Here is a 25,155-nt window from a genome sequence, read left to right on the forward strand (position 1 = left end):
CTGTACCGGGCAATGCGGTGCCCTCCGGATGTGGTCGGCGGCTCGTCGTTCGTCTCGGAGGAACAACTGAGGGAGAGCAGGTGGGATGGTGAGTCTCTTTCACCTCCTCGGTGCGTGAGGGGTCAGCCGTCGCTCAGGCTTCGATGGCCTGCTTCTCGGTGCTGCCCTGCACGGCGTCGTGAGCGCTCCCGATCTCGATGCGACGGGGCTTGGCCCTCTCGGCGACGGGCACGACCAGCCGCAGTACACCGGCGTCGTAGGAAGCCTCGATGTGCTCGAGGTCGAGGTTGTCGCCCAGCACGAGCTGCCGGCTGAAGGCGCCGCGCGGCCGCTCGCTGGCCAGCGGTTCCCAGTCGCCGTTCCGGGTGCCGCGCTCAGCGCGGACGGTGAGCACGTTCCGCTCGACATCCAGGTCGATCGTCTCCTTCGCGACCCCGGGCAGATCGAACTCGATCACGAACCGGTCACCCTCGCGCCAGGCATCCATCGGCATCACGGCGGGACGGCTCGTGGTACCGAGCAGCTGCTGGGTCAGGCGGTCGAAGTCACGAAACGGGTCGGTGGTGCGCAGCAACATGGCGTCCTCCTGATTCTGCTTCGGGTGGGCCGATGCAGCCCACGACCTGTATCAACCGTTACAGATTTCTTGTAATCCGACGTCACGGCGATGTCAAGCCTCGGAGGGCAACATTTTCGGCGAGCAGGCAGTGTGACCGCGTCGACAGCTGAAGGGCTCGCTGGTGTTCACGACGCCAGGCGCGACGAACGGCCCGGAGGTGTCCGGCCTCGGCCTGGCGAGGGGCACCGAGCTGGACCTGCTGCGGGTTCCGGCAGCAGCCGGCCAGCCAGCCGTGCAACTTGATGCGCGACCCCGATCACGTCCCACGGGTCGGGCGGAACGGGTGCGTCCCGTCAGGAGAGGGGCGTCGGCTCGCCGGCGCTCCGAGCGTGCGCGGGTGGCGCGTCGTCATCGGTGGAGACGGTACGGCGCACGGGTGCGCCGAGGATGTAGCCGACGATCCCGAGGACGAGCAGCACCACGAGCGTGCCGACCGTGAAGACCTCGAAGGTGGTGCGGCTCACGCCCCACGTGTCCTCGAAGTCGTAGTCGGCGCCGAACAGCGGCTCGAGCGTGCCCGGGAACACGGCCACCCAGGATCCGAGCGCGATCCAGAAGAAGCACAGCCAGCCCATGAGCGCGAAGCCACGGTCCGAGACGGGGACGCGGAAGGGACGCTCCCGGTCACGCTCGACGCTGCGCAGCTTGATCGCCGCCGGGATGACGAGGAGGTAGGAGAGGAGGAACGTGGTGATCGCGATCGTGAGGACGACCCCGAAGATGTCCGCCGAGCTGCCGGTGAGCTGCATCGCGACGAGCATGAAGGCGGTCGCGACGATGCCGGAGAGGAAGTTGACCCGGACGGGCGTGCTGAGGCGGCGGTTGAAGACGCCGAAGAACCCACCGAAGAAGGCGCCGTCGGCGGCCGCGATGGCCTGCATGCGGTCGGAGATGATCATCCACGACGCGCCCTGGGTCATCAGCACGAAGACCAGGCAGACCGAGAGCATCTTGAGCATGGCGTCAGCGGCCCCGCCGTACACGCTGAACACGGTGGCGGTGGCGTCGAAGAAGCCACCGATGCCGGTGATCTCCGACGGAGGGACGACGATCAGGATCGAGAAGATCGGCAGCAGGTAGCAGAGCGCCGCGACACCGCTCGAACGGAGGATGCCGAAGGGCACGTCCCGGGCCGGGTTCTTCATCTCGCCCGCGGCGCTGTTGCCCGACTCGAAGCCGAGGTAGGCGAACAACAGCAGCGGCGTCGCTCCGAAGAGCCCCACCCACGTGGGCGAGAAGTCGCCGAACGACAGGTGCACGACACCGTGCTTGATCGCGTAGGCGATCGCGCTGCCGACGAAGAGGACCAGGAGGGCGACCTTCACGATCGCGCCCACCGTCGGCAGCCACTTGCCGTAGCGGAGGCTGACGATCGCCGCGAGCACGGTCAGCCAGATGAAGACGAGCTTGAACGCGTAGTCGGCGAACGACCCGTCGTGGATCTCCGTGAGGTTGACGTTCCAGCCCTCGGTGGCGAGGAATGCCATGGAGCCGCCGACCCAGACCGGCTGGGTGACCCACGTCAGCAGCGCCGCGATGGCCCCGGCGACGCGTCCGTAGGCGTTGCGGACCCAGGTGTAGGCGCCACCCTCCTCGGTGAACGCGGCGCCGGTCTCGGCGAAGAGCAGGCCGTAGGGGATCAGGAAGAAGACGGCCAGGACGAGCGTCCAGGTGAAGGCCTCGGCGCCGTAGGTCGAGACCGCACCGAGTGTCTCGAGCCCGACGACCGCGGCGATCAGCAGGAACACCAGGTCGAAGCGGCCCAGCGTCTTGAGCAGCTTCGACTCCTGCTCCTGCGCGAGGGCGGTGGGTGTCGCGGTCATCTCTGCGTCCGATCTGTTGCGGTTGATGGTGCTGACAGGTGTGTGACCTGCGCCGCACCGGCGCGAGCAGTCTGGGCCAGGCGGCTTCTTCAGTTCAAGAGTTGTAATGCGGTGTTTACATCTGCTTTCTTGATGCAAGAGTTCGGATCGGCGCACAATCGCCGCACCGGTACGACTCCGAAGGAGTGCTCTCCCTTGAGCTCGATCCCGCAGGTCGGATTCACCCTCGTGCAGCTGCGCTACTTCGCCGCGGCCGCCGAGCTCGGCAGCATGACGGCCGCGGCCCGCGAGCTGAGCGTCTCCCAGTCGGCGATCTCCACGGCCGTCGCCCAGCTCGAACGCGAGCTCGGCGTACAGCTGCTGCTGCGTCACCATGCCCGCGGGCTCACGCTCACGGCGGCCGGCGAGGACTTCCGGCGCGAGGTGCGTGTCTACCTCGAGCACACCGCTGACCTGGCCGAGGCCGCGCGCACGGCGGGCGAGGCCCTCACCGGCGCACTCACGGTCGGGTGCTTCTCGACCCTCGGCCCCTTCGAGCTGCCGCGACTCATCCGGGCGTGTCAGGCGCGCCATCCCGAGATCGCGGTGTCGGTGCTCGAGGACGAGCACTCGGCCCTGAAGCAGAGCCTGCGCAGCGGGCGCTGCGAGCTGGCGTTGATGTACGGGTACGACCTCGACGACGACATCGAGTCGGTCGTCGTCGGTTCCGCCGTGCCCTACGTGCTCGTCGCCAAGGGCCACCGGCTGGCGCATCGGGAGCGGGTGTCGTTCGCCGAGCTCGTCGACGAGCCGATGGTGCTGCTCGACCTTCCGCACAGCGGTTCCTATCTGCAGGGGCTCGTGGAGTCCGCCGGCGTGCGGCCCGCCATCAGGCACCGCACCGCCGGCTTCGAGACCGTCCGGGCGATGGTCGCGAGCGGGCTGGGCTGGTCGGTCCTGAACCAGCGTCCCGCCACGCCCGTCACCTACGACGGGCATGAGGTGGTCTCGTTGGAGATCCGGGACGACGTCGAGCCGTTGTCCGTCGTCCTGGCGTGCATGAAGGGCGTCCGCCTCACCCGACGCGCCCGGGCCTTCCTCCGGACGTCGGGGCAGTCCGCCCGGTGGTCGGAGGGCAACGCCCAGGCCTGATCGGCGCCCGCGGCGCCGCGCGCCTCTGCATCTGTATAACCGATGCAAACCCCCAACAACATCTGCTGGACACGGATAACGGTCGGCCGAAGGATGTACTCCGCGCACGGTGTGCGTTCGGCGACGGGGGTCGGCTCCGTATGCGTGAACGGGAGGTAGGGGATGGCGACGGAGACCACTGAGGTCGTCGTGGTGGGCGCCGGTCAGGCCGGGGTGGCCATGAGCGAGCACCTGCGCGACTGCGGAGTTCCCCACCTGGTGCTGGAGCGACACCGCATCGCCGAGCGATGGCGCTCGGAGCGCTGGGACTCGCTCGTCGCGAACGGGCCCGCGTGGCACGACCGGTTCCCCGGTCTGGAGTTCTTCGACGTCGACCCCGACGGCTTCGCGGCCAAGGACCAGGTCGCCGACTACTTCGAGGCGTACGCCGAGAAGATCGGCGCTCCCGTCCGTTGCGGCGTGGAGGTCACCGCGGTCCGCCGGAACGACGGCCGGCCGGGCTTCACCGTCGAGACCTCCGCCGGCACGATCGAGGCTCGTTACGTGGTCGCTGCGACGGGGCCGTTCCAGCGCCCGGTCATCCCGCCGATCATCCCGGCCGACGCCGCGCTCCATCAGATCCACTCCAGTGCCTACCGCAACCCGGGCCAGCTGCCCGACGGCGCGGTGCTGGTCGTCGGGGCGGGCTCCTCCGGCGTGCAGATCGCCGACGAGCTGCGGCGGTCCGGCCGGCTGGTGTATCTCTCCGTCGGTCCGCACGAGCGCCCTCCGCGCAGCTACCGCGGCCGGGACTTCTGCTGGTGGCTGGGCGTCCTCGGGCTCTGGGACCTGGAGACGCCGCCGGCCGGCGCCGCCCACGTCACCATCGCGGTCAGCGGAGCGCACGGCGGCAGGACCGTCGACTTCCGGCAGCTGGCGGCCGACGGCATCGAGCTCGCCGGTCTCACGGCCTCGTACGGCGACGGCGTGCTGCACTTCGCCGACGACCTGGCAGCCAACATCGCCGCCGGCGACGCGAGCTACCTGGCACTGCTCGACGCGGCTGACTCCTATGTCGAGCGCAACGGACTGGACCTTCCCGAGGAGCCGGCGGCGCGCGAGCTGGGCGCCGACCCGGCGCGCGTGTCGGATCCGCTGCTGACGCTGGATCTCGCCGGATCAGGCGTCACCTCCGTCGTGTGGGCCACCGGGTTCGCCACCGACTACGGCTGGCTGCAGGTCGACGCCTTCGACGAGGCCGGCCGGCCGCGGCACCGCCGCGGCGTCTCGTCGGAGCCCGGGGTCTACTTCATCGGCCTGCCGTGGCTCTCCAGGCGAGGCTCCAGCTTCATCTGGGGTGTCTGGCACGACGCCAAGCACGTCGCCGACCACATCAGCACGCAGCGCGGCTACCTCGCCCACGACGACGCCCGCACCGACTGACCGCCGGAACCGAGGAGACACGCCATGAGGACCGCCGAGGAGTGGCGCAAGCTCGCCGCCGAGATCCAGCCCCGCGACAACCTGTGGATCGGCGGCGCCTTCGTCCCGAGCGCCTCCGGCGCGCGTGCGGCGACGACCAATCCGGCCAACGGCCAGGTGCTCGCCGAGGTCGCCCAGGGCGGCGCCGCCGACGTCGACCGCGCGGTCGCCGCCGCACGGCACGCCTTCGAGACGGGCGGGTGGCGGCTGGCCGCGCCCGCGTACCGCAAGGCCGTGCTGCTGCGGCTCGCCGACCTGATCCGCGCGCATGTCGACGAGCTCGCGCTGCTCGACACGCTCGACGGAGGGAAGCCGATCGCCGACACCTCGGCGATCGACGCGCCCGGGACGGCGATGATCCTGCAGTGGTACGCCGAGGCGATCGACAAGCTCTACGGCGAGGTCGCTCCCACCGCACCCGGCCAGCTGGCGCTGGTCACCCGTGAGCCGTTGGGTGTCATCGCCGCCGTCGTCCCGTGGAACTACCCACTGGAGACGGCGATGTGGAAGGTCGCCCCGGCGCTGGCCGCGGGCAACTCCGTCGTGCTCAAGCCGTCCGAGGAGTCCCCTCTCTCCGTCCTGCGGCTCGCCGAGCTCGCCGCCGAGGCCGGACTGCCGGACGGCGTCCTCAACGTCGTCCCCGGCCGAGGTGAGGTCGCCGGGCGGGCGCTCGGCCTGCATCCCGACGTCGACGCGGTCGCCTTCACCGGTTCCACCGAGGTCGGGAGGCTGTTCCTCCAGTACAGCGGCGCCTCGAACCTGAAGCCGGTGTGGCTCGAGTGTGGCGGCAAGAGCGCCAACGTGGTGCTGGCCGGCGCCCGGGACCTCGACGCCGTGGCCGACGGCGTCTGCGCCGGCATCTTCACCAACCAGGGCCAGGTCTGCTCGGCGAACTCGCGTCTCGTCGTCGAGCGCTCGGTCAAGGAGCGCCTGCTCGAGAAGGTGCTCGAGCGTGCGGCCCGCATCGTCCCCGGTGACCCGCTCGACCCCGCGGTGTCGATGGGACCCCTGGTCAGCGAGGGTCACGCCGCGCGCGTACGTGACTACATCGAGCTCGGCGCCGAGGAGGGCGACATCGTGCTCGGTGGTCCGACGCTGGACGGCGCACCGACGACTGCCTACGTGCCGCCGACGATCGTGGACGGAATCGCCCGGTCGGCGACCCTGGCGCGCGAGGAGGTCTTCGGGCCGGTGCTCGCCGTGATCGAGGTCGACTCCGAGCAGGAGGCCCTCGCGGTGGCCAACGACTCGCCGTACGGCCTCGCCGCGTCCGTCTGGTCGGACGACCTCAGGCAGGCGCATCGCGTCGCCGGTGCGCTCCGCGCCGGAACCGTGTCGGTCAACACGGTCGATGCTCTCGACGTGACTGTCCCGTTCGGCGGCTTCAGGCAGTCCGGCTTCGGCCGCGACCTGTCGCTGCACGCACTCCAGAACTACACCGGGCTCAAGACCACCTGGTTCGACAACGCCTGAACGCCCCGCCGCCACCGCTCCCGGCGGCGCCGCCGCCCCTGCCCATCGCTGAAGAGGAAGAAGTACGTGAGCGAACCCATCGTCGCCGGCGGCCACACCCGCATCCGGCCGTTCAACACCCGCGACACCTATCCGGAGCAGAACCTCGACAACGACCTCTGCCAGGCGGTCGTGGCCGGCAGCACGGTGTATGTGCGGGGCCAGATCGGTCAGGACCTCGACACCAGCGAATCGGTCGGCATCGGTGACGTCGAGGCGCAGACGGAGCGGGCGATGGCCAACATCAAGATGCTGCTCGAGGAGTCCGGTGCCCGGATGGAGCACCTGGTCAAGCTGACGATCTACATCGTCGACCCGCGCTACCGGGAGACCGTCTATCGCACGATCGGTCGCTGGACGAAGGGTGTCCACCCGATCTCCACGGGCCTGGTCGTCTCGGCACTCGCCCGTCCGGAGTGGCTGGTCGAGGTCGACGCCATCGCCGTCATCCCAGGGGACGAGAAGTGACGTTCTCCGTGCTGGCCACCGACGGCCACGGTGCCGTCGGCATGGCGGTCACCTCCTCCAGCCCCGCCGTCGCCGCGCGATGCATCCACCTGCGGGCTGGCGTCGGCGGCGCGGCGTCGCAGAACGTCACGGACCCGCGGCTCGGCACAGCGCTGCTGGACGCGCTGGAGACGGGGGCCGACGCCCGGAGCGCGCTCGCCACCGTCGTCGATGGACGCGAGCTCATCGAGCACCGGCAGCTGGCGGTCCTCGGGCTGGACGGGTCCGGAGCCGCCTACTCCGGTGACAAGGCGCTCGGCATCCATCACCAGAGGGTGGGTTCGGGTGTCGTCGCGGCCGGCAACATGCTCGCCGGCCCGGAGGTCGTCGACGCGGTCGTCGACGCGCTCGAGCGGTCTTCCGGCGACCTCGAGGAGCGTCTGCTGCAGGCGCTCGAGGCCGGTCTGTCCGCCGGCGGTGAGGCGGGGCCGTTGCACTCGGCAGGGCTGTCGGTCGTCCGGGCGGTGCCCTGGCGCGAGACCGACCTGCGCGTGGACTGGAGCGACGCGCCGCTCGCGGAGCTGCGTGACCTGCTCGCCGTGTGGCTGCCCCAGCGCAACGACTACGTCACGCGTGGGCTCGACCCCACGGCGGCGCCGTCCTACGGCGTGCCCGGGGACGAGTGAGCCGATGACCAACGCCAAGGACCGAGTCTCCGAGACGGTCGCCGCGCACGCGGGCCGCTTGATCGCGCTCTCCGAGCGACTGCACGCCAGCCCGGAGACGGCCTGGGAGGAGCACCAGGCCGCCCGGTGGGTGGCGGAGGCGCTCGACGAGGCGGGCTTCACCGTCAGCCCGGGCTACCTCGGTCTGGAGACCGCGTTCCTCGCCACCTACGGCAGCGGCCCCTTCCGGCTCGGCCTGTGTGCGGAGTACGACGCGCTGCCCGGACTGGGGCACGCGTGCGGCCACAACCTCATCTCGGCCATCACGGTCGGTGCCGCGCGTGCCCTCGCGCCGCTGGCCGACGCGGCGGGGCTGACGATCGAGGTCTACGGCACGCCGGCCGAGGAGGGCGGCGGCGGCAAGATCGAGCTGCTCGATCGGGGTGCGTTCGCAGGTCTGGACCTGGCGATGATGGCCCATCCGGCGCCGGTCGACGTGGCGGAGGCCGAGCCCTTCGCGGTGTCGCACTCGCACGTCACCTACCGCGGCAGGGCGGCCCATGCGGCGGCGTACCCGGAGCAGGGGGTCAACGCCGCCGACGCCTTCACGCTGGCCCAGGTGGCGATCGGCCTGCTGCGCCAGCAGCTGCCGTCGACGGTGCGGGTCCACGGCGTCATGACGAACGGGGGAGAGGCCCCCAACGCCATCCCGGCGCGCACCGACGGGCGCTGGTACGTGCGTGCGGAGTCCCTCGCGCAGCTCGCCGAGACCGAGGAGAGGGTCTGGCGCTGCTTCGAGGCAGGAGCGGTCGCCACCGGTGCGGACCTCGAGATCGTGCCGGAGAGCAAGCCGTACGCGGAGTTCCGCACCTTCGAGCCCGCGCTGCGGTCCTACATCCGCAACGCCGAGAGCCTCGGCCGCATCTTCGACCCGGGCACCCCGGCACGGCGGATGAACCGTGCCTCCACCGACATGGGGAACGTCTCGCAGGTCGTGCCGGCGATCCATCCCTACGTCGGCATCGGCTCGCTGCCTGCGCTCAACCACCAGCCGGAGTTCGCGGCCCGCTGCGTCGGAGGAGATGCCGAGAAGGCGCTGCTCGACGCGGCCACGGCGCTGGCGTGGACGGCCCTCGACATGGCGCAGGCGCACGCATGACCGCGAGGCCTGAAGCGACGGGTGGCTCCCGCACCGAGGTGGACTCGCTCGGTCCGTACGAGGTGCCGGCCGGCGCCTACTGGGGCGTGCACACCGCGCGCGCCCTCGACAACTTCCGCGTCAGCGGGACGCCGGTCGGGTGCCACCGTGAGCTCGTCGCGGCGCTCGGCTCGGTCAAGCTCGCCGCGGCGCGGGCCAACCACGAGCTCGGGCTGCTCGACGACCGGCGCTTCGAGGCGATCGCGGCCGCGGCCGCGGAGGTCCGCGCCGGGCTGCTCGACGGCCAGTTCGTCGTCGACGTGATCCAAGGCGGAGCCGGCACCTCGACGAACATGAACGCCAACGAGGTGATCGCCAACCGGGCGCTGGAGATCCTGGGGCTGCCGCGCGGGGCGTACGACGAGATCCATCCGCTCGACCACGTCAACCGGTGCCAGTCGACCAACGATGTCTACCCGACGGCTGTGCGCCTCGCGCTGGTGGCCGCGATCGCGAGGCTGGCGGCCTCCATCGAGGAGCTGGCCGACGCCTTCGCGGCGAAGGCGACGCAGTTCCGCACCGTGCCGAAGATCGGGCGCACCCAGCTGCAGGACGCCGTACCGATGACCGTCGGCCAGGAGCTCGGCGCGTTCGCCGTCACCCTGCGAGAGGAGCTGGCTCGGCTGGCGGACTCGCGATCGCTGCTGTGCGAGGTCAACCTCGGTGCCACCGCGATCGGCACCAGCATCACCGCGCACCCGAGCTATCCGCGTCGCGTCGTCGCACACCTGGCAGAGGTCACCGGACTGCCGGTCCTGGGCGCGCGCGACCTGGTGGAGGCGACGAGCGACACCGGTGCGTTCGTCCAGGTCTCCGGTGTGCTCAAGCGGATCGTCGTCAAGGCCTCCAAGATCTGCAACGACCTGCGCCTGCTCGCCTCCGGCCCCCAGGCTGGATTCTCCGAGCTCCGCCTGCCCGCTCGCCAAGCCGGGTCGAGCATCATGCCCGGCAAGGTCAACCCCGTCATCCCGGAGATGGTCAACCAGGTCGCCTTCTGGGTGATCGGGACCGACACCACGGTGACGTTGGCCGCGGAGGCGGGCCAGCTGCAGCTCAACGCCTTCGAGCCGGTGATCTGCCACGGCCTGCTCCAGGGCTTCGCATGGACCGCGGCCGCCTTCGACGGCCTGCGCGAGCTGTGCGTCGACGGCATCGACGTCGATGCCGTCGCGCTGGCGGCCGCGGTCGCACGCAACGTCGGGCTCGTCACCGCGCTGACGCCTCACCTGGGGTACGCCCGTTCGGCCCAGATCGCGAAAGCGGTCCTGGCCGGCGCGGGCGACGTACGCGCGCTCGCTCTGGCCACCGGCGAGCTGGACGATGCGATCCTCGACGCGTTGCTCAGCCCCGAGGCGTTGGCCAACCTGCTCCCGGCCGGTCGCGACGAGCGGACGACCGATCCGCTCAGGGAGTGACGGGCCCGATTCTTTGCGTCTCTGCGCAAGGAGCGGCGGCCGTTTGGGGAGAGGGCGCTAGCCGGCGGCGCTCTCGTCGGCCGACAGGACGTCGGCACCGGTCGTCGCGCGCGCCAGGCTCGCCAGCTGCTGCTCGGCGCGGGCGAGGTCGACCGATGAGTTCTGTGCCAGCAGGTGCATGCCGAGGGCGTCCTCGAGGGCGACGAAGTTCCGGGCGATCACGTCGACGGGCTCGTTCAGGACGAAGTCGCCGGTGGCGCGACCTGCCTCGAGGACGGAGGAGTAGAGGGACACCTCCCGATCGAAGAGCAGGGTCATCAGCGTCGCGTGCATGCGGCTGCGGCCTGCGTTCACCGCGATCTCGTTCAACGCCTGGCTGAGCAGGCGATCCTCACCGCGCGGTAGTCCCGAGCGGATCAGACGAGCCAGCTTCTGCCGGGGTTGCGCGTCCTCGAGCAGCACCTGGTGCCGCGACCAGTAGTAGCGCTCCGTCGCGGCCTGGTGCGCCGCCTCGATCAGTGACTCGAGGTCGGGGTAGTAGTAGGCCACCAGGCGCGGCGAGATGCCGGCGGCGTCGGCGATGCTCCGCAGCGATGCGCCGACGAGCCCGCGCTCCGCGATCGTGTCGAGCGTCGCCTGGATCAACTGCTCCCGGCGGGCGGCCTGATCCTTCTTCCGTGCCATGCCCGACACCGTAGCGGTCCGCGCGGGCACCCTTGACCGTGGCGTGATCCGCGTCATAAATTGCGCATAGGCGCAAAGAAAGCGCGCAGCCACGCAGCAGCCTGTGAAGGACACGAGCATGAGTGCCACCGAATCGTCCCCGTACGACATCCTCTTCGAGCCGGTTCAGATCGGACCGCTGACCACCAAGAACCGCTTCTACCAGGTGCCGCACTGCAACGGCATGGGCTACCGAGACCCGAGTGCACAGGCTGCGATGCGGAAGATCAAGGCCGAGGGCGGCTGGTCGGTGGTGTGCACCGAGCAGGTCGAGATCCACGCCACGTCCGACATCGCGCCGTTCATCGAGCTGCGGATCTGGGACGACCAGGACCTGCCTGCTCTCAAGCGGATCGCCGACGCGATCCACGAGGGTGGCGGCCTCGCGGGCATCGAGCTGGCGCACAACGGGATGAACGCGCCGAACCAGCTCAGCCGCGAGACGCCGCTCGGGCCCGGCCATCTCCCCGTCGCGCCCGACACCATCGCGCCGATCCAGGCCCGCGCGATGACGAAGCAGGACATCGACGACCTCCGGCGCTGGCACCGCAACGCGGTACGCCGCTCGCTCGAGGCGGGCTACGACGTCATCTACGTCTACGGCGCGCACGGCTACAGCGGCGTCCACCACTTCCTCTCGCGGCGCTACAACCATCGGACCGACGACTACGGCGGTTCGCTGCTCAACCGCATGCGCCTGCTTCGCGAGCTGCTCGAAGACACCCTCGACGAGGTCGCCGGCCGTGCGGCCGTGGCGTGCCGGATCACGGTCGAGGAGGAGATCGAGGGCGGCATCACCCGCGAGGACATCGAGGGTGTGCTTCGCGAGCTCGGTGAGCTGCCCGACCTGTGGGACTTCGCGATGGGCAGCTGGGAAGGTGACTCCGTCACCTCGCGGTTCGCGCCGGAGGGCCGGCAGGAGGAGTTCGTCGCCGGGCTCAAGAAGCTCACCACCAAGCCCGTCGCCGGGGTCGGCCGCTTCACCTCGCCCGACGCGATGGTGCGGCAGGTCAAGTCGGGCATCCTCGACCTGATCGGCGCCGCTCGGCCCTCGATCGCCGACCCGTTCCTGCCGAACAAGATCCGCGACGGCCGGCTCAACCTGATCCGCGAGTGCATCGGCTGCAACATCTGCGTCTCCGGTGACCTGACCATGTCTCCGATCCGCTGCACCCAGAACCCGAGCATGGGGGAGGAGTGGCGTCGCGGGTGGCACCCCGAGGAGATCCGCGCCAAGGAGAGCGACTCGCGCATCCTGGTCGTCGGCGCTGGCCCGTCCGGCCTGGAAGCCGCCCGTGCGCTGGGCGTGCGGGGGTACGACGTCGTCCTCGCCGAGGCCACGCGCGACCTCGGCGGTCGGGTGAACCAGGAGGCCGCGCTGCCGGGCCTGTCGGCCTGGGGTCGTGTCAAGGAGTACCGCGAGGCCGTCCTGGCGGAGCTGCCGAACGTCGAGGTCTACCGCGAGAGCCCGATGAGCGGCGAGGACGTCGTCGAGTTCGGGTTCGAGCACGTGCTGGTCGCCACCGGCGCGACCTGGCGCACCGACGGCGTCGCCCGGTTCCACACCACGCCGCTCCCGATCGACGCGGGCGCACAGGTGCTGGGTCCCGACGACCTCTTCGCGGGTCGGCTGCCCGACGGCAGGAAGGTCGTGGTGTATGACGACGACCACTACTACATGGGCGGCGTCGTCGCAGAGCTCCTGGCCCGACGCGGCTACGAGGTCTCGATCGTGACGACCGGTTCTCAGGTGTCGTCGTGGACCAACAACACCTTCGAAGTCAACCGGATCCAGCGCCGGCTGATCGAGAACGGCATCGCCCGGATCACCGACCACGCCGTGACCCGCGTCGGGCCGGGCGGCGTGCAGGTTCGCGACGTCTATGCCGGCATCGTGCGCGAGGTCGACTGCGATGCCGTCGTGATGGTCACGGCACGGTTGCCGCGCGAGGAGCTCTACCTCGACCTGGCCGCTCGTCGCGATGCGGGGGAGCTGCGGTCCGTGCGCGGTATCGGTGACGCATGGGCCCCCGGCACGATCGCCGCGGCGGTCTGGAGCGGACGTCGAGCGGCCGAGGAGTTCGACGCCTCGCTGCCCTCCAACGACGAGGTGCCGTTCCGTCGGGAGATCACCCAGCTCGCGCCCGAGCCCCACGCCACCGCATCGCTGGGTGCAGCGGCACGCTGAGATGCACAGCGCGGCTGATCTCATGATCTGAAATAAGCGTAAATCGCTCTACTTACCCGATACGGTCCTCTTCGACTCATCGAGCTCGAGAAGGACACCCAGATGCCACTCTCCCTCGGCCGCCGCTCGCGGTTGGCCCTCATTGCCGCGTTGGCGGCCATCACCCTGGCCGCGACGGCATGCTCCGGCTCCGCGGACCCCAACGCCGGAGGCGGCGGCGACAAGCCGGGCTACGGAGGCACCCTCAAGATCGCGTCCCTCAACTCGGACCTCGACGCCCTCGACACGCTGACGGGCTACTCCATCGATTCCTGGCAGATCCTGCGGGCCATCAGCCGGCAGCTGGTGACGTTCCCCGGCAGCCCCAAGGACCTCGGCAGCGACAACAAGATCCAAGGGGACCTCGCGAAGAGCTGGGACGTCAGCCCCGACGGCAAGACCTACACCTTCCACCTCCGCGACAACGTCCACTTCTCGGGCTCGGCCACCCGCGAGATCGTCGCCGGTGACTTCGTCTACGGGGTCAAGCGCTTCTGCGACCCCAACAAGCAGGTCGCCGCGATCAACTACTTCAACCTGATCGTCTCCGGCTTCGAGAGCTACTGCGACGAGTTCAGCAAGCAGGTCAAGGTCGGCGACCTCGCGGCGTCGAAGGCCTTCATCGACTCCCACGACATCGCCGGGATCCAGGCCCCCGACGACAAGACGGTCGTGCTCACCTCGCCGAGCAAGAACTACGACACGCTCAGCATCCTCGCCATGAACTTCGTCTCACCGATCCCCGAGGAGGTGGCCTCGAAGTACGTCGGAGACTCCCTCGAGTACCGCAAGCACTACCCCTCCAGCGGACCGTACGAGATCTCGGACTACCAGCCCGGCAACAGGCTGATCCTCACCAAGGTCAAGGACTACGACCACGCCGGCGACCCCGCCCGGAAGGCGTACGTCGACGAGATCGACGTCGACTTCACCGCGAACAGCGAGGACGCCGTCGTCCAGAAGATCCAGTCGGGCGAAGCCGACCTCTCGCTCTACCTGACCACCCCGCCGATCGCGACGATCCAGCAGTACACCAGGAGCAAGAGCCCCGACATCCACTCCTCGGACGGGGCCGGCGCCTCGTTCGCGTTCCTGAACACCAACCCGAAGGTCAAGACGCCCGGGTCCGACGCACTGCGCAAGCTCAAGGTCCGCCAGGCACTCACGTACGCCGTCAACCGCGCGCACCTCCAGCAGATCTTCGGCGGCGAGCTGGTCGCGAAGCCGCTCAGCCAGATCATCATCAGCAACCAGCTCGGCTACGAGGACATCGACCCCTACCCGACAGACGGTGACCAGGGCGACCCGGCCAAGGCGAAGCAGCTCCTGGCAGACGCCGGGTATCCCGCCGGCATCGCGTTCAACGTGGTCTACCGGTCCAACGCCCTCGCCGAGTCGGAGGCAACGACCCTCAAGGAGGACGTCGCCAAGTCCGGGATCACCCTCAACCTCCACAAGCTCAGCCCCGACGAGGCCTACTCCTACGTCCAGAGCGTGTCGAACCCGTGGGACATCGCCATCAACGGACAGGCGTTCGCGCCCGACTGGCAGGGCGACAGCACCCGCATGCTGCTCGGTGGCTGGCTCGACTCCGACGGCGCCCCCTGCGGTCCCGGCAACCCGGGCGCCGTCTGCTACGACAACAAGCAGCTCAACAAGCTCGCGTCGCAGGCCTTCGCCTCCGACGACCCGGCCCCGGTCTGGGCGCAGGCCGACGAGCTCGTGTCCACCGACCTCCCGTGGATCCCGCTGCTGGAGCTGCGCAAGGTCGTCATCACCTCGGACCGCGTCCGCAACTACACCTGGTCGAACGTCCCCGTGAACCCGGACGTCACCAACGTCGCGGTCCAGGGCTGAGGTAGCGCTCATGAGCGTGTTCGCGGTCGAGGACCTGCGAGTGACGTTCCGCCAGCGTCACGGTGCGGACGTCGAGGCCGTCAAGGGAGTCAGCTTCGCCGTCGAGGCGGGGCGGACCCTCGCCATCGTCGGCGAGTCCGGCTCCGGCAAGAGCGTGTCGCTGCTGGCGGCGACCGGACTGCTCAACACCGCCGGTGCCGTGGTGCAGGGTCGGGCCCTGCATCACGGCACCGACCTGGTGGGAGCCTCCGCCGAGGAGCTCCGCCGGCTCCGGGGCAGCCAGATCGGGTTCGTCTTCCAGGACCCCCAGGCGAACCTGCATCCGCTGAAGACGGTCGGTGCCCAGGTGGCCGAGGCCATCACCAGCCACCGTCGGGAGCCTCGGCGACAGGTTCGCGCCCGGGTGCTCGAGCTGCTCGACGAGGTCGGCATCCGAGAGCCGCGGCGACGCATCGACGACTATCCCGTGCAGTTCTCCGGCGGAATGCGGCAGCGGGTGATGATCGCGATGGCCCTGGCGCTCAACCCCGGGCTGCTCATCGCCGACGAGCCGACCACCGCGCTCGACGTGACGGTGCAGGCCTCGATCCTCGACCTCCTCCGTGGCCTCCAACGAGACCACGGCACCGCGATCATCTTCGTCAGCCACGACCTCGCGGTCGTCTCCGACATCGCCGACGACATCGTCGTCATGCGGGGCGGTGTCGTGGTCGAGTCGGGCGACGCCGACGAGGTGTACGGCGCCCCGGCCCAGCCCTACACGCGCGAGCTGCTCGATGCGGCCGTGCGCGGTCCGGCCGCCGGCCCGGACGTGGAAGCGGGCCCGGACACCGCCGGGGGAGCGACGCTCGGCGATCCCCTCCTGCAGGTGAGCGGGGTCGGCCACCACTACGGGCACCGGCGGGCCCGTGCCGACACGCCGCCCGCGGTCTCCGATGTGAGCTTCGACCTGCGCAGGGGCGAGATTCTCGGCCTGGTGGGTGAGTCCGGATCCGGAAAGTCGACCCTCGGCCGGATCGTCGCGGGCCTCCTCGACCCGAGCGCGGGAAGCGTCAGCATCGACGGGTCGACGTACACCTCGACGGGTCGGCGGCGGGCACGTCCCCGCCTCGACCCTCGCACCCGTGGCCGCATCCAGGTCGTCTTCCAGGACCCCTACAGCAGCCTCAACCCGCGTCGCCGGGTGCGCGACATCCTCGCGGAGCCTTTCGACCTGCACCGCGACCTGGCCGCGCAGGAGCTCGAGGTCGAGCTCGAAGCGCTCGTGAACACGGTCGAGCTCGCGCCGAGCATCCTCAACCGGTTCCCGGCGCACCTGTCCGGTGGCCAGCGGCAGCGCGTCGCCGTCGCCCGCGCCCTCGCACTGAGCCCCGACGTGGTCGTCGCCGACGAGGCGGTGTCCGCGCTCGACATCACCACGCAGTCGCAGATCCTGGCGCTCATCCGGCGGCTGCGGGAGGAGCGGGGGATCTCGTTCCTGTTCATCTCCCACGATCTCGGCGTCGTCTCCGAGCTCTGCGACCGCGTCCTCGTCCTCAACGGGGGCCGCGTCGTCGAGCAGGGACGCACCGAGCAGGTCTTCAGCGCGGCCCGCGACCCCTACACCCGTCTGCTCATCGACTCGATCCCCGGCAAGCGCCGCGGTCTCGTCAGGGCCGGTGCGCCGACCGGCGAGGAGGGTCGGGTCCATGTCTGACGTCGCACCCGCCCGGGCGACCCTCTTCCTGGAGGCGCCCGAGCCGGAGGTCGCCGGGCTGGCCAGGTCGGTGCTGCGCGACCGCTCCGTCCGGATCGGCGTGACGGTGGTCGGCGTCGTCGTCCTCCTGGCCGTCGCCGCGCCGCTCGTCGCGGCGCTGGTCGGCCACGGGCCGACCGAGCAGTTCCAGTCCGAGGCGCTCGACTCATCCGGTGTGCCGATCGGTCCGAGCAGCAGCTTCTGGCTCGGCGCCGACGGCAACGGCCGCGACGTCTTGGTGCGGGTGCTCTACGGCGCCCGCGTGTCGCTGCTCGTCGGGATCCCGGCCACCACCATCGCCATGGTCATCGGCACGCTGGTCGGGCTGCTGGCGGGCTTCTTCGGCGGCTGGGTCGACCAGGTCCTCTCCCAGGTGACCGACGTCGTGCTGTCCTTCCCGTTCGTCGTGACGGCGCTCAGCCTCGTCGCCCTCAACCGCACCGAGGACGGCAGCAGCCGGGTCAGCCCGGTGCTGCTCGTCATCGGCATCGTGGCAGCGTTCTCGTGGACCTACTTCGCCCGCCTGACGCGCGGCCTCACGGCCGAGCTGCGCAGCCGGCCGTTCGTGGAGGCGTCCGAGACGATCGGCTCGGGGAGCTGGCGGATCATCCGCCGCGACGTGCTGCCCAACATCGCGCCGGCGGTCATCGTCTACTGGGCGGTCCAGCTGCCCACCAACATCGTCGCCGAGGCGACCCTCTCATTCCTCGGGATCGGGGTCCAGGCGCCCACACCGAGTTGGGGGAACATGATCGCCGACGCGCAGCGCACGTCGCTCTACCAGGTCCAGCCGTGGTTCCTGATCGGTCCGGCCGTCGGCCTGGTCGCGACCGTGGTGGGGTTCAACGCCATCAGCAACGGCGTACGCAACGTCCTCGACCCGCACCACGGGACGAGGTGAGCCGCCCCGTGCTCACCTACGTCGTACGGCGGATCGGCCGGTCCGCCCTCACGCTGCTCATCGTCCTGCTGGTCACGTTCGTGCTGACCCGCATCGCCTACCGCAACCCGGCCGCGACGCTCGCGCCGCGCAACGCCGACCAACAGGTCATGGACGGCATCACCAAGGCGCTGCGGCTCGACGAGCCATGGCACCTCCAGCTCGTGCACTACCTCTTGCGGGGCCCGGACATCCAAGGCGCCGCCGTCGGGCTGCTCCACTGGCCCCCGGCCCTGGGCTACTCCTTCCGCAAGCAGACGCCCGTGACGGAGCTCATCCTGTCGAAGGTGCCGGTCACGGCCTCGCTCGCGCTGGGTGCCGTCGTCATCTGGATGACCTTCTCCCTGGTGACCGGCGTGCTGTCGGCACGGCGCCCCGGCTCCGTGACCGACAAGGTCATCTCCGCCGTGGCCTACGTGGGCCTGTCGCTGCCGACGTTCCTGACCGGGATCTTGCTGTCCTACTTCCTGTTCTTCAAGCTGGCGACCTACGGGATCCGTTGGTTCCCGAGCAGCGGGTACGTGCCGTTCCGCGAGAGCCCGTTCGAGTGGGCGCGACACCTGCTGCTGCCGTGGCTGGCGATCGCCATCGCCGAGATCGGGATCTTCCAGCGGGTCGTGCGCGGCAGCATGCTCGAGGTGCTCTCGGCCGACTACATCAGGACCGCACGCGCCAAGGGGCTCGCCGAGCGTCGCGTCTACTTCGACCACGCGCTGAGGTCGGCCCTCAACCCGGTCATCACGCTCGGCGGCCTCGAGCTGGCGGCCATCCTCGGCGGCGCGATCGTCGTGGAGACGATCTTCGGCCTGGACGGGGTCGGGCGGCTCGCCATCGAGTCGGCGCTGTCCGGCGACTACCCGGTCGTGATCGGCACGACCCTGTTCGCCTCCGTGGTCTTCATCCTCTCCACGCTCACGGTCGACGTGGTCACCCGACTGCGCGACCACGCGAGCGTCACGCACTGACAGCACTCCAGGAGTCCTCATGTCCCTGCCGATCAGACCCCTCACGAGCGATGACGAGGTCCGCACCGCGTTCGACGTCTTCCTCCGCGCCATGGTCGGGCTCCCGATCCGGGACGTCGACGCGCGCACGCTCGTCGAGCCCGGGCGGCAGCTCGGCGCCTTCGACGGCGACCGGCTCGTCGGCACCGTCGACTCCTACACCAGCTGGCTCACCGTGCCCGGCGGACAGCGGGTTCCGCACGCTGCCGTCACGCACGTCGGCGTGCTGCCCACGCACACCCGCCGTGGGATCGTCACGGCCCTCGTCACTGAGCAGCTGCGGGACATCGCCGCGCGCGGCGAGGTGCTGGCCTCGCTCCGCGCTTCCGAGGCAGTCATCTACGAGCGATTCGGCTACGCCGTGGCGAGCTCGTCGACCAGCGCCCGCCTGGCCAGGCGACGCGGCGGGTTGCGCGCGACGGTGCCGGCCTCCGGGCAGGTGAGGATCGCCGACGGGGCCGAGGGGGCGTCGGCGGTCCCCGCCCTCTACGACCGGGCTGCGTGGGTCGGCTCGATCCGTCGCCCGGACGAGTGGTGGCGACTGCGCCGGCTCGGCGCCGCCCACGACCTGGCGCCGACCTACACCGTGATCCACTCCACCGACGGGACCGACGACGGGTACGCCGTCTACACCCCGGTCGACACCCACGGCTGGTTCACCAGCGCCGAGCGCGTGGTGACCGTCAGCGACTTCGTCGCGCTCAGCGAGTCGGCGTACCGGGGTCTCCTCCGCCACTTCCTCGATCTCGACCTCGTCGACGTGGTCGCGTTCGCCAGCCTGCCGGTCGACGACCCGCTGCCGACCCTGCTCGCCGATCAGCGAGCCCTGACGTGGGGCTCTCCTCGCGACGAGACCTGGCTGCGCATCATCGACGTCGAGCGAGCCCTCGCCGCCCGCACGTTCGACGACGGTGACCCCGTGGTCCTCCGCGTCACCGACGACCGGCTACCAGGCAACGAGGGCTGCTACGAGATCGGTCCGAAGACGGTCACCCGAACCGACGCCGAGCCCGACCTGGTCGCCGACGTCGCGGCGCTGGCCGCGGCCTACCTCGGCGGGACCGGCTGGTGGCAGCTGGCCCGCGCCGGCCGCGTCGAGGAGCGCACCCCGGGTGCGGTCGGCCGCGCCGACCGGCTGTTCGCGACCCCTCGGGCCCCCTTCGCCGGCACCAGCTTCTGACGACCCCATCAACCAGAAAAGGCCCAGCATGACCGTCACCACTGCGCCCATCACGACCTACCTCGAGCCGCCGACGGCGGTGCTCGAGGAGCTCGTCCACCGCTTCCAGCCGGTCTTCGACCGCATCGCCGAGGGCAACGTGCAGCGAGAGCAGCAGCGTGTCTTCCCCTACGAGCAGGTCGAATGGCTGAAGGAGGCCAAGTTCGGCACCGTTCGGATCCCGGTCAGCCGCGGCGGCTTCGGCGCCTCCCTGCACCAGACGTTCTGGCTCCTGGCCCTGCTCGCCGAGGCCGACGCCAACGTCGCCCACATCTGGCGCAACCACCTGGCCTTCGTCGAGGACCGGCTCAACGCCGTACCGAGCGCCGGGAACGACGAGTGGATCGATCGGTTCCTGGTCGGGGAGTTCGTCGGCGGAGGCTGGACCGAGGCCAACAACGGCACGCTCGCCACGACGAAGACGACCGTGCGACGCAACGGTGACCACTGGCTGGTCTCGGGCGCCAAGTACTACGCCACCGGCAGCCTGTACGCCGACTGGCTCGACGTCCTCGGCAGGACCGACGACGGCGGCTTCCTGACGGCGCTCGTCCGCGCCGACCAGCCCGGCGTGGCGCTGGCCGACGACTGGCGCGGGTTCGGGCAGCGCACGACCGCCAGTGGCAGCGCCCACTACGACAACGCCCGGGCGGAGGACGATGACGTCTTCCCTGCGGTCGAGCGGTTCGTCTACCAGGGCCACTTCTACCAGACGGCGATGCTGTCGATCCTGACCGGCATCACCCGCGCCGTGCTGCGCGACGGCCTCACCGCCCTGCGGAGCCGCGGGCGCAACTACCCGCAGGGCCTCGACCCGGTGCCCGCCCAGGACCCCCAACTGCTCCAGGTCATCGGCCAGGTCTCGGTGCAGGCCTTCACGGCCGAGTCGGCGCTGCAACGCTCGTCGCGCACCCTCGACGCCACCTCCGACGCCCACGCTGCCGGCGACCTGGAGCTCCGGGCGCAGCGCCTCGTCGAGTCGGAGGTCGCCACCGCCCAAGCACAGCTCGCCATCATCACCGCCGCGCTCGACGCGACGACCACCGTCTTCGACGCGCTGGGCGCCTCGGGGACCTCGGAGGACGTGCTGCTCGACCGGCACTGGCGCAACGCGCGGACCCTCGCCTCGCACAACCCGCGCGTCTACAAGGCCCGCATCCTCGGCGACTGGCTGGTCAACGGCAAGGATCCCGTCCCCAATCTCGCGGCCCCCAGCCGGGGCGGTCAGGGCAACTGAATGAGCGGCATCCACCTGCACTGGTACCTGCCTACGAACGGCGACAGCCGCGACATCGTCGGCTCGGGGGACGGGTCCCAGAAGACGCTCGGGGCGGTCGCCGGCGACTTCCGGGCGCCCACGGTCGACTACCTCGGCCAGATCGCCCGCTCCGCCGAGCAGCTGGGCTTCGAGGCGGCGCTCACGCCGACCGGCACCTGGTGCGAGGACGCCTGGCTCACCACCGCTGCCCTCACCCAGGTGACCCGGCGGCTGAAGTTCCTCGTCGCCTTCCGTCCCGGCCTGGTCTCACCCGTCCTCGCCGCCCACCAGGCCGCGACCTTCCAGCGGATCTCCGGCGGCCGGCTGCTGCTCAACGTCGTCACCGGCGGGGACAGCGTCGAGCAGCGCCGGTTGGGTGATCATCTCGACCACGACCAGCGCTACGAGCGCACCGGGGAGTTCCTCGCGGTGCTCCGCGGCGTGAGCGATGCCGCCGAGCCCTTCGACTTCGAGGGGAAGCACTACCGCGTCGAGCAGGCGAGGATCCCGTTCGCGCCGTACGTCGCACCCGAGATCTTCTTCGGCGGCGCCAGCCCGGCGGCCGAGCAGGTCGCCGCCCGGTACGCCGACGTCTACCTCGCCTGGGGCGAGACGCCGGCGCAGATCGCCGAGCGGCTCGACCGGGTCCGCAAGCTGGCGGCCGAGGCCGGTCGTGAGCTGAGGTTCGGCATCCGCTTCCACGTGCTCAGCCGCCCGAGCGCGGCGGCGGCCTGGGCGGAGGCGAACGCGCTCCTCGACCGGATCGACGACGCTCGGATCGCGACGACGCAGCAGACGCTCGCGGCATCGGAGTCGGTCGGCCAGCAGCGGATGAGCGCCCTCCACGGCGGCGACCGGTCGAAGCTGCAGATCCATCCCAACGTGTGGGCCGGCTACGGGCTGGTGCGGGGTGGTGCCGGGACCGCCCTGGTCGGCAGCCACGAGGAGGTCGCCGACCGGATCGGGGAGTACCACGATCTCGGGATCGACCACTTCATCCTGTCCGGTCAGCCCCATCTGGAGGAGGCCTACCACTTCGGGGAGGGCGCTGCCCGCGTGCTCCACGAACGCGGGCTCCTCGCCTAGCGGCCCCCGGCCCTGCCCCGACCCGTCACGACCGCCACGAGCCATCCAGGAAGAGACATGCCGACGCCCTACCTCGCCCTCGCCCTCGCCGGGCCGCACCTCCTCGAGCTGACCGGCGACCCAGCGCTGCTCGCACGCTGGGACGACCTGCCCGTCGCGTTCACCGTGCTCGGCATCGACCGGATCGACGCCAGCTCGCCGGCCGCGACCACGCTCGATGCCAGCTCGGTGGGCGCCGCGCTCGCCGGACGGACGGCGCGCGGCCGCTTCCTCGTCGCGGCCAGCCCGCAGCGCGACCACCCGTACAACCTGGCCCGCCGGGTCGCCTCGCTCGGCCACCTCTCCGGCGGTCGCAGCGGTGTCCTCCTCGGCACCGCCGACGCCTACGCGCCCCCCGGCCCGGAGGGTGCCGAGGCCTGGGGCGGCGCGGGGCTCGGGGTGGGGGCACCGCTGACCGAGGCGACGGCGCACGACGCCGGCCGCGCGGTGCGCAAGCTCGAGCAGACCTGGCCGTACGACGCGATCGTCGGTGATCGCGCGGCGAAGATCCTCGTGCAGTCCGGACGGATCGTCCACGCCGACCACGAGGGCGCCTACTCGATCGCCGGACCGCTCAACGCACCCGAGCCGGCGACCGGCGCGTCCGTGGTCGGTTGGTTGGCCTCCGCGTCGACCGTCGGCCCCGCGGCCGCGCCCGACCCCGTGTTCGACCTGGTCCTCGGCCCGGACGGGCCGGTGGCCGTCGTCCCCCTCGGCGACGAGCTGCCCGACGGGGTGGACGGGATCGTGCTGCGGCCCTCGGCCGACCAGTCGGTCGCCGAGCTCCTCGACACCGCCACCCGGCTGCTCGCCGACGGCCTGCGCCCGGTGGAGCCCGGCGGTCCGCTGCGCGCCGCTCTCGGGCTCGCCGCCGCTGCCCCCTTGCCGTCGACCTCTCGCGCCGCCTTCCCGGTGCCGCAGCCCCAGCAGTCCCTCTGACCCGTACCGCTCCCCGAGGAGAAGCCATGACCGACCGCCGACCAGGACACGTCCTCCTGGGTATCAACGTCCTGGTGCTCGGCTACCTGCCGGCCGCCTGGCAGTCGCCCCTTTTGAAGAAGGACTCGTTCGTCGACCCCGGCTACTGGGCCGAGATCGGCCGCACAGCCGAACGCGGGACGCTCGACGCGATCTTCCTCGCGGACGGTCCGCTGCTCACCGACCCCGCCTACGATGCGAACCCGGTGCGGCTCGAGCCGACGGTGAACTGGGGACAGGTCGCTGCCGTGACCGAGCACGTCGGCCTGGTCGCCACCGCCTCGACCACGTTCAACGACCCGTTCGAGCTCGCCGAGAGGCTGCTGTCGTGGGACAACCTCACAGGCGGGCGGGCCGCCTGGAACCTCGTCACCACACGGGGCGCCGCCGCGGCCCGCAACTTCGGCCTCCCCGACGTGCCGCTGCGCGAGGACCGCTACGAGCGGGCGTCGGAGTTCGTCGACGTCGTCCGCGCACTGTGGGCGTCGGCGGCCACGGGGGATGAAGTCCGGCACCACGGCGAGTTCTTCGACGTCGAGGGGCGGCTCCGGGTCCCGCCGTCGCGGCAGGGGCACCCCGTCCTGTTTCAGGCGGGAGGCTCGCCGAAGGGTCGCGCCCTCGCCGGTCGTGTCGCCGAGGGCGTCTTCGCCGCCGAGCTCACCAAGGACCAGGCCATCGAGCACTACCGGCTCGTCAAGCGGCTCGCCCGGGACAACGGGCGCTCGCCCGACGAGGTCAAGATCCTGCCCGGCCTGCTGCTGAGCCTGGGCAGCACCGAGGACGAGGCGCGGCGACGCAGCGACGAGCTGCACGACGCCGGCCCGGCGTCGTACTCGCTGCAGTGGCTGTCCCAGGCGATCGGGTACGACGCTTCGAAGCTGGAGCTCGACGAGCCGTTCCCCGAGGACGTGCTGGCGGCGCCGTCCGACCCGCAGACGTTCCAGGGCAGCCTCGGCTTCCGGGAGTCGATCGTCGCTCAGATCCGTCGGACCAAGCCGACCGTCCGCGAATACCTCAAGCAGACGCGCTACACCGGGTCGGGCCATGCCGGCTTCGTCGGAACCCCCGAGCAGCTCGCGGACCACATCGAGGACTGGTTCCATTCCGGTGCGATCGACGGCTTCAACCTCCAGCCCGACGTGCTCGTCGACGGACTGCCCGTGATCGCCGACGAGCTGGTGCCGATCCTGCGCAAGCGGGGGCTCTACCGTCACGAGTACGAAACCGACACGCTCCGCGGCCACCTCCTGGCCGGCTCGCCGACACCCTCGCCGGAGACGTTGTGATGACGCGGTTCCCGACGAACCAGGACCTCGACCCCGTCCAGCTGCGGCAGGCGTTCGGGGTTTTTCCCAGCGGTGTGGTCGCGGTCGCGGCCGAGGTGGACGGACACCTGCTCGGGCTGGCCGCGAGCTCCTTCACCTCGGTGTCACTGGACCCTCCGCTGGTGTCCTTCTCCGTCGCCAACACCTCCAAGACCTGGCCGGACCTGCGCCGGGCCCGCCGCCTCGGCGTCACCGTGCTCGCTGATCACCACGGCGGGGTCGCCCGGCAGCTCGCTGGGCCGGTCGCCGACCGGTTCACGCGCCTGGACGTCGGAGTCAGCGGGGACGGCGCCGTCACCCTGACCGACGGGCTGGCCCGCTTCGACACCTCGATCTACCGCGAGGTGGAGGCTGGCGACCACACGATCGTCCTTCTCGAGCTGCACGCGGCCGACCATGTCGATCACTCGCTGCCGCTGGTCTTCCACCGCAGCGGCTTCGGCAGGCTCGATTCCGCTTGAGCACCGAACGACGATGGCGGGCACCGACCGCA

At 70.8% G+C, this 25,155-nt stretch carries 21 protein-coding genes; 18 read left to right on the forward strand and 3 right to left on the reverse strand.

Annotated elements, in window-relative coordinates; genetic code table 11:
• Positions 1 to 133: 133 nt before the first annotated feature.
• Entirely contained in the window at positions 134 to 577 is a 444-nt protein-coding gene (locus QDS12_RS08285; RefSeq protein WP_279878374.1) for an Hsp20 family protein, read from the reverse strand.
• Between the two features lie 335 nt (positions 578 to 912).
• Positions 913 to 2,442 carry an APC family permease gene (locus QDS12_RS08290; protein WP_279878376.1) on the reverse strand — a complete coding sequence of 510 codons (1,530 nt, stop codon included), beginning with the start codon at positions 2,440 to 2,442 and terminating at the stop codon, positions 913 to 915.
• 195 nt (positions 2,443 to 2,637) lie between these two features.
• Here QDS12_RS08290 and QDS12_RS08295 point away from each other — a divergent pair, with 195 nt between their 5' ends.
• The 7 genes from QDS12_RS08295 (at position 2,638) to QDS12_RS08325 (ending at position 10,271) form a co-directional block, all read left to right on the forward strand.
• Positions 2,638 to 3,573 carry a LysR family transcriptional regulator gene (locus QDS12_RS08295; protein ID WP_279878377.1) on the forward strand — a complete coding sequence of 312 codons (936 nt, stop codon included), beginning with the start codon at positions 2,638 to 2,640 and terminating at the stop codon, positions 3,571 to 3,573.
• Between the two features lie 162 nt (positions 3,574 to 3,735).
• Entirely contained in the window at positions 3,736 to 4,995 is a 1,260-nt protein-coding gene (locus QDS12_RS08300; RefSeq protein ID WP_279878378.1) for an NAD(P)/FAD-dependent oxidoreductase, read from the forward strand.
• A gap of 24 nt (positions 4,996 to 5,019) precedes the next feature.
• Entirely contained in the window at positions 5,020 to 6,507 is a 1,488-nt protein-coding gene (locus QDS12_RS08305; RefSeq protein WP_279878379.1) for an aldehyde dehydrogenase, read from the forward strand.
• A 66-nt stretch (positions 6,508 to 6,573) separates the two neighbouring features.
• Positions 6,574 to 7,014 carry a RidA family protein gene (locus tag QDS12_RS08310; protein ID WP_279878381.1) on the forward strand — a complete coding sequence of 147 codons (441 nt, stop codon included), beginning with the start codon at positions 6,574 to 6,576 and terminating at the stop codon, positions 7,012 to 7,014.
• Complete coding sequence (locus tag QDS12_RS08315) at positions 7,011 to 7,679, forward strand: DUF1028 domain-containing protein (protein ID WP_279878382.1); 669 nt, start codon at positions 7,011 to 7,013, stop codon at positions 7,677 to 7,679. The genes QDS12_RS08310 and QDS12_RS08315 overlap by 4 nt, the downstream gene beginning before the upstream one ends.
• 4 nt (positions 7,680 to 7,683) lie before the next feature.
• Positions 7,684 to 8,817, forward strand: coding sequence for a M20 family metallopeptidase (locus QDS12_RS08320; protein ID WP_279878384.1), 1,134 nt, complete (start codon positions 7,684 to 7,686; stop codon positions 8,815 to 8,817).
• Complete coding sequence (locus tag QDS12_RS08325) at positions 8,814 to 10,271, forward strand: aspartate ammonia-lyase (RefSeq protein ID WP_279878385.1); 1,458 nt, start codon at positions 8,814 to 8,816, stop codon at positions 10,269 to 10,271. The genes QDS12_RS08320 and QDS12_RS08325 overlap by 4 nt, the downstream gene beginning before the upstream one ends.
• A 57-nt stretch (positions 10,272 to 10,328) precedes the next feature.
• Here the strand turns inward: QDS12_RS08325 and QDS12_RS08330 are convergent, their stop codons facing one another.
• Positions 10,329 to 10,955 (reverse strand): TetR family transcriptional regulator, encoded by a 627-nt coding sequence (locus QDS12_RS08330; RefSeq protein ID WP_279878386.1) that lies wholly within the window; start codon positions 10,953 to 10,955, stop codon positions 10,329 to 10,331.
• A 118-nt stretch (positions 10,956 to 11,073) separates the two neighbouring features.
• Between QDS12_RS08330 and QDS12_RS08335 the strand changes: the two genes are divergently transcribed.
• The 11 genes from QDS12_RS08335 to QDS12_RS08385 all read left to right on the forward strand — a co-directional run bounded on the left by QDS12_RS08335 (position 11,074) and on the right by QDS12_RS08385 (position 25,123).
• The gene (locus tag QDS12_RS08335; RefSeq protein ID WP_279878387.1) at positions 11,074 to 13,182 is read left to right on the forward strand and encodes an FAD-dependent oxidoreductase; all 2,109 of its coding nucleotides are present in this window, start codon (positions 11,074 to 11,076) and stop codon (positions 13,180 to 13,182) included.
• 102 nt (positions 13,183 to 13,284) lie between these two features.
• On the forward strand, positions 13,285 to 15,078 hold the full coding sequence (locus QDS12_RS08340; RefSeq protein WP_279878388.1) for an ABC transporter substrate-binding protein: 1,794 nt from the start codon (positions 13,285 to 13,287) through the stop codon (positions 15,076 to 15,078).
• 10 nt (positions 15,079 to 15,088) lie between these two features.
• Positions 15,089 to 16,774: an ABC transporter ATP-binding protein gene (locus QDS12_RS08345; protein WP_279878389.1), complete on the forward strand. Its 1,686-nt coding sequence runs from the start codon at positions 15,089 to 15,091 to the stop codon at positions 16,772 to 16,774.
• Positions 16,767 to 17,714 (forward strand): ABC transporter permease, encoded by a 948-nt coding sequence (locus QDS12_RS08350; RefSeq protein WP_279878390.1) that lies wholly within the window; start codon positions 16,767 to 16,769, stop codon positions 17,712 to 17,714. The genes QDS12_RS08345 and QDS12_RS08350 overlap by 8 nt, the downstream gene beginning before the upstream one ends.
• The gene (locus QDS12_RS08355; protein ID WP_279878391.1) at positions 17,711 to 18,718 is read left to right on the forward strand and encodes an ABC transporter permease; all 1,008 of its coding nucleotides are present in this window, start codon (positions 17,711 to 17,713) and stop codon (positions 18,716 to 18,718) included. The genes QDS12_RS08350 and QDS12_RS08355 overlap by 4 nt, the downstream gene beginning before the upstream one ends.
• Positions 18,719 to 18,737: 19 nt before the next feature.
• Positions 18,738 to 19,937 (forward strand): GNAT family N-acetyltransferase, encoded by a 1,200-nt coding sequence (locus tag QDS12_RS08360; protein WP_279878392.1) that lies wholly within the window; start codon positions 18,738 to 18,740, stop codon positions 19,935 to 19,937.
• Positions 19,938 to 19,965: 28 nt separating this feature from the next.
• Complete coding sequence (locus tag QDS12_RS08365; protein ID WP_279878393.1) at positions 19,966 to 21,213, forward strand: acyl-CoA dehydrogenase family protein; 1,248 nt, start codon at positions 19,966 to 19,968, stop codon at positions 21,211 to 21,213.
• The gene (locus tag QDS12_RS08370; protein ID WP_279878394.1) at positions 21,214 to 22,320 is read left to right on the forward strand and encodes an LLM class flavin-dependent oxidoreductase; all 1,107 of its coding nucleotides are present in this window, start codon (positions 21,214 to 21,216) and stop codon (positions 22,318 to 22,320) included.
• 57 nt (positions 22,321 to 22,377) lie between these two features.
• The gene (locus QDS12_RS08375) at positions 22,378 to 23,298 is read left to right on the forward strand and encodes an LLM class flavin-dependent oxidoreductase (RefSeq protein WP_279878395.1); all 921 of its coding nucleotides are present in this window, start codon (positions 22,378 to 22,380) and stop codon (positions 23,296 to 23,298) included.
• 26 nt (positions 23,299 to 23,324) lie between these two features.
• Complete coding sequence (locus tag QDS12_RS08380; RefSeq protein ID WP_279878396.1) at positions 23,325 to 24,623, forward strand: NtaA/DmoA family FMN-dependent monooxygenase; 1,299 nt, start codon at positions 23,325 to 23,327, stop codon at positions 24,621 to 24,623.
• Positions 24,623 to 25,123, forward strand: a complete 501-nt coding sequence (locus tag QDS12_RS08385; protein ID WP_279878397.1) for a flavin reductase family protein — start codon at positions 24,623 to 24,625, stop codon at positions 25,121 to 25,123. The genes QDS12_RS08380 and QDS12_RS08385 overlap by 1 nt, the downstream gene beginning before the upstream one ends.
• The last annotated feature ends 32 nt before the right edge of the window (positions 25,124 to 25,155 follow it).

It is taken from the genome of Nocardioides sp. CER19 (assembly GCF_029846275.1).
In the GTDB taxonomy this organism is placed as follows: Bacteria; Actinomycetota; Actinomycetes; order Propionibacteriales; family Nocardioidaceae; genus Nocardioides.

Excerpts from the sequence above, each read along its gene's own strand:
- QDS12_RS08330 (WP_279878386.1), bottom strand. The coding sequence starts at position 10,955 with ATGGCACGGAAGAAGGATCAGGCCGCCCGCCGGGAGCAGTTGATCCAG.
- QDS12_RS08320 (WP_279878384.1), top strand. The coding sequence starts at position 7,684 with ATGACCAACGCCAAGGACCGAGTCTCCGAGACGGTCGCCGCGCACGCG.
- QDS12_RS08325 (WP_279878385.1), top strand. The coding sequence starts at position 8,814 with ATGACCGCGAGGCCTGAAGCGACGGGTGGCTCCCGCACCGAGGTGGAC.
- QDS12_RS08290 (WP_279878376.1), bottom strand. The coding sequence starts at position 2,442 with ATGACCGCGACACCCACCGCCCTCGCGCAGGAGCAGGAGTCGAAGCTG.
- QDS12_RS08385 (WP_279878397.1), top strand. The coding sequence starts at position 24,623 with ATGACGCGGTTCCCGACGAACCAGGACCTCGACCCCGTCCAGCTGCGG.
- QDS12_RS08380 (WP_279878396.1), top strand. The coding sequence starts at position 23,325 with ATGACCGACCGCCGACCAGGACACGTCCTCCTGGGTATCAACGTCCTG.
- QDS12_RS08340 (WP_279878388.1), top strand. The coding sequence starts at position 13,285 with ATGCCACTCTCCCTCGGCCGCCGCTCGCGGTTGGCCCTCATTGCCGCG.
- QDS12_RS08375 (WP_279878395.1), top strand. The coding sequence starts at position 22,378 with ATGCCGACGCCCTACCTCGCCCTCGCCCTCGCCGGGCCGCACCTCCTC.
- QDS12_RS08285 (WP_279878374.1), bottom strand. The coding sequence starts at position 577 with ATGTTGCTGCGCACCACCGACCCGTTTCGTGACTTCGACCGCCTGACC.
- QDS12_RS08360 (WP_279878392.1), top strand. The coding sequence starts at position 18,738 with ATGTCCCTGCCGATCAGACCCCTCACGAGCGATGACGAGGTCCGCACC.
- QDS12_RS08335 (WP_279878387.1), top strand. The coding sequence starts at position 11,074 with ATGAGTGCCACCGAATCGTCCCCGTACGACATCCTCTTCGAGCCGGTT.
- QDS12_RS08350 (WP_279878390.1), top strand. The coding sequence starts at position 16,767 with ATGTCTGACGTCGCACCCGCCCGGGCGACCCTCTTCCTGGAGGCGCCC.
- QDS12_RS08345 (WP_279878389.1), top strand. The coding sequence starts at position 15,089 with ATGAGCGTGTTCGCGGTCGAGGACCTGCGAGTGACGTTCCGCCAGCGT.
- QDS12_RS08365 (WP_279878393.1), top strand. The coding sequence starts at position 19,966 with ATGACCGTCACCACTGCGCCCATCACGACCTACCTCGAGCCGCCGACG.
- QDS12_RS08305 (WP_279878379.1), top strand. The coding sequence starts at position 5,020 with ATGAGGACCGCCGAGGAGTGGCGCAAGCTCGCCGCCGAGATCCAGCCC.
- QDS12_RS08370 (WP_279878394.1), top strand. The coding sequence starts at position 21,214 with ATGAGCGGCATCCACCTGCACTGGTACCTGCCTACGAACGGCGACAGC.
- QDS12_RS08300 (WP_279878378.1), top strand. The coding sequence starts at position 3,736 with ATGGCGACGGAGACCACTGAGGTCGTCGTGGTGGGCGCCGGTCAGGCC.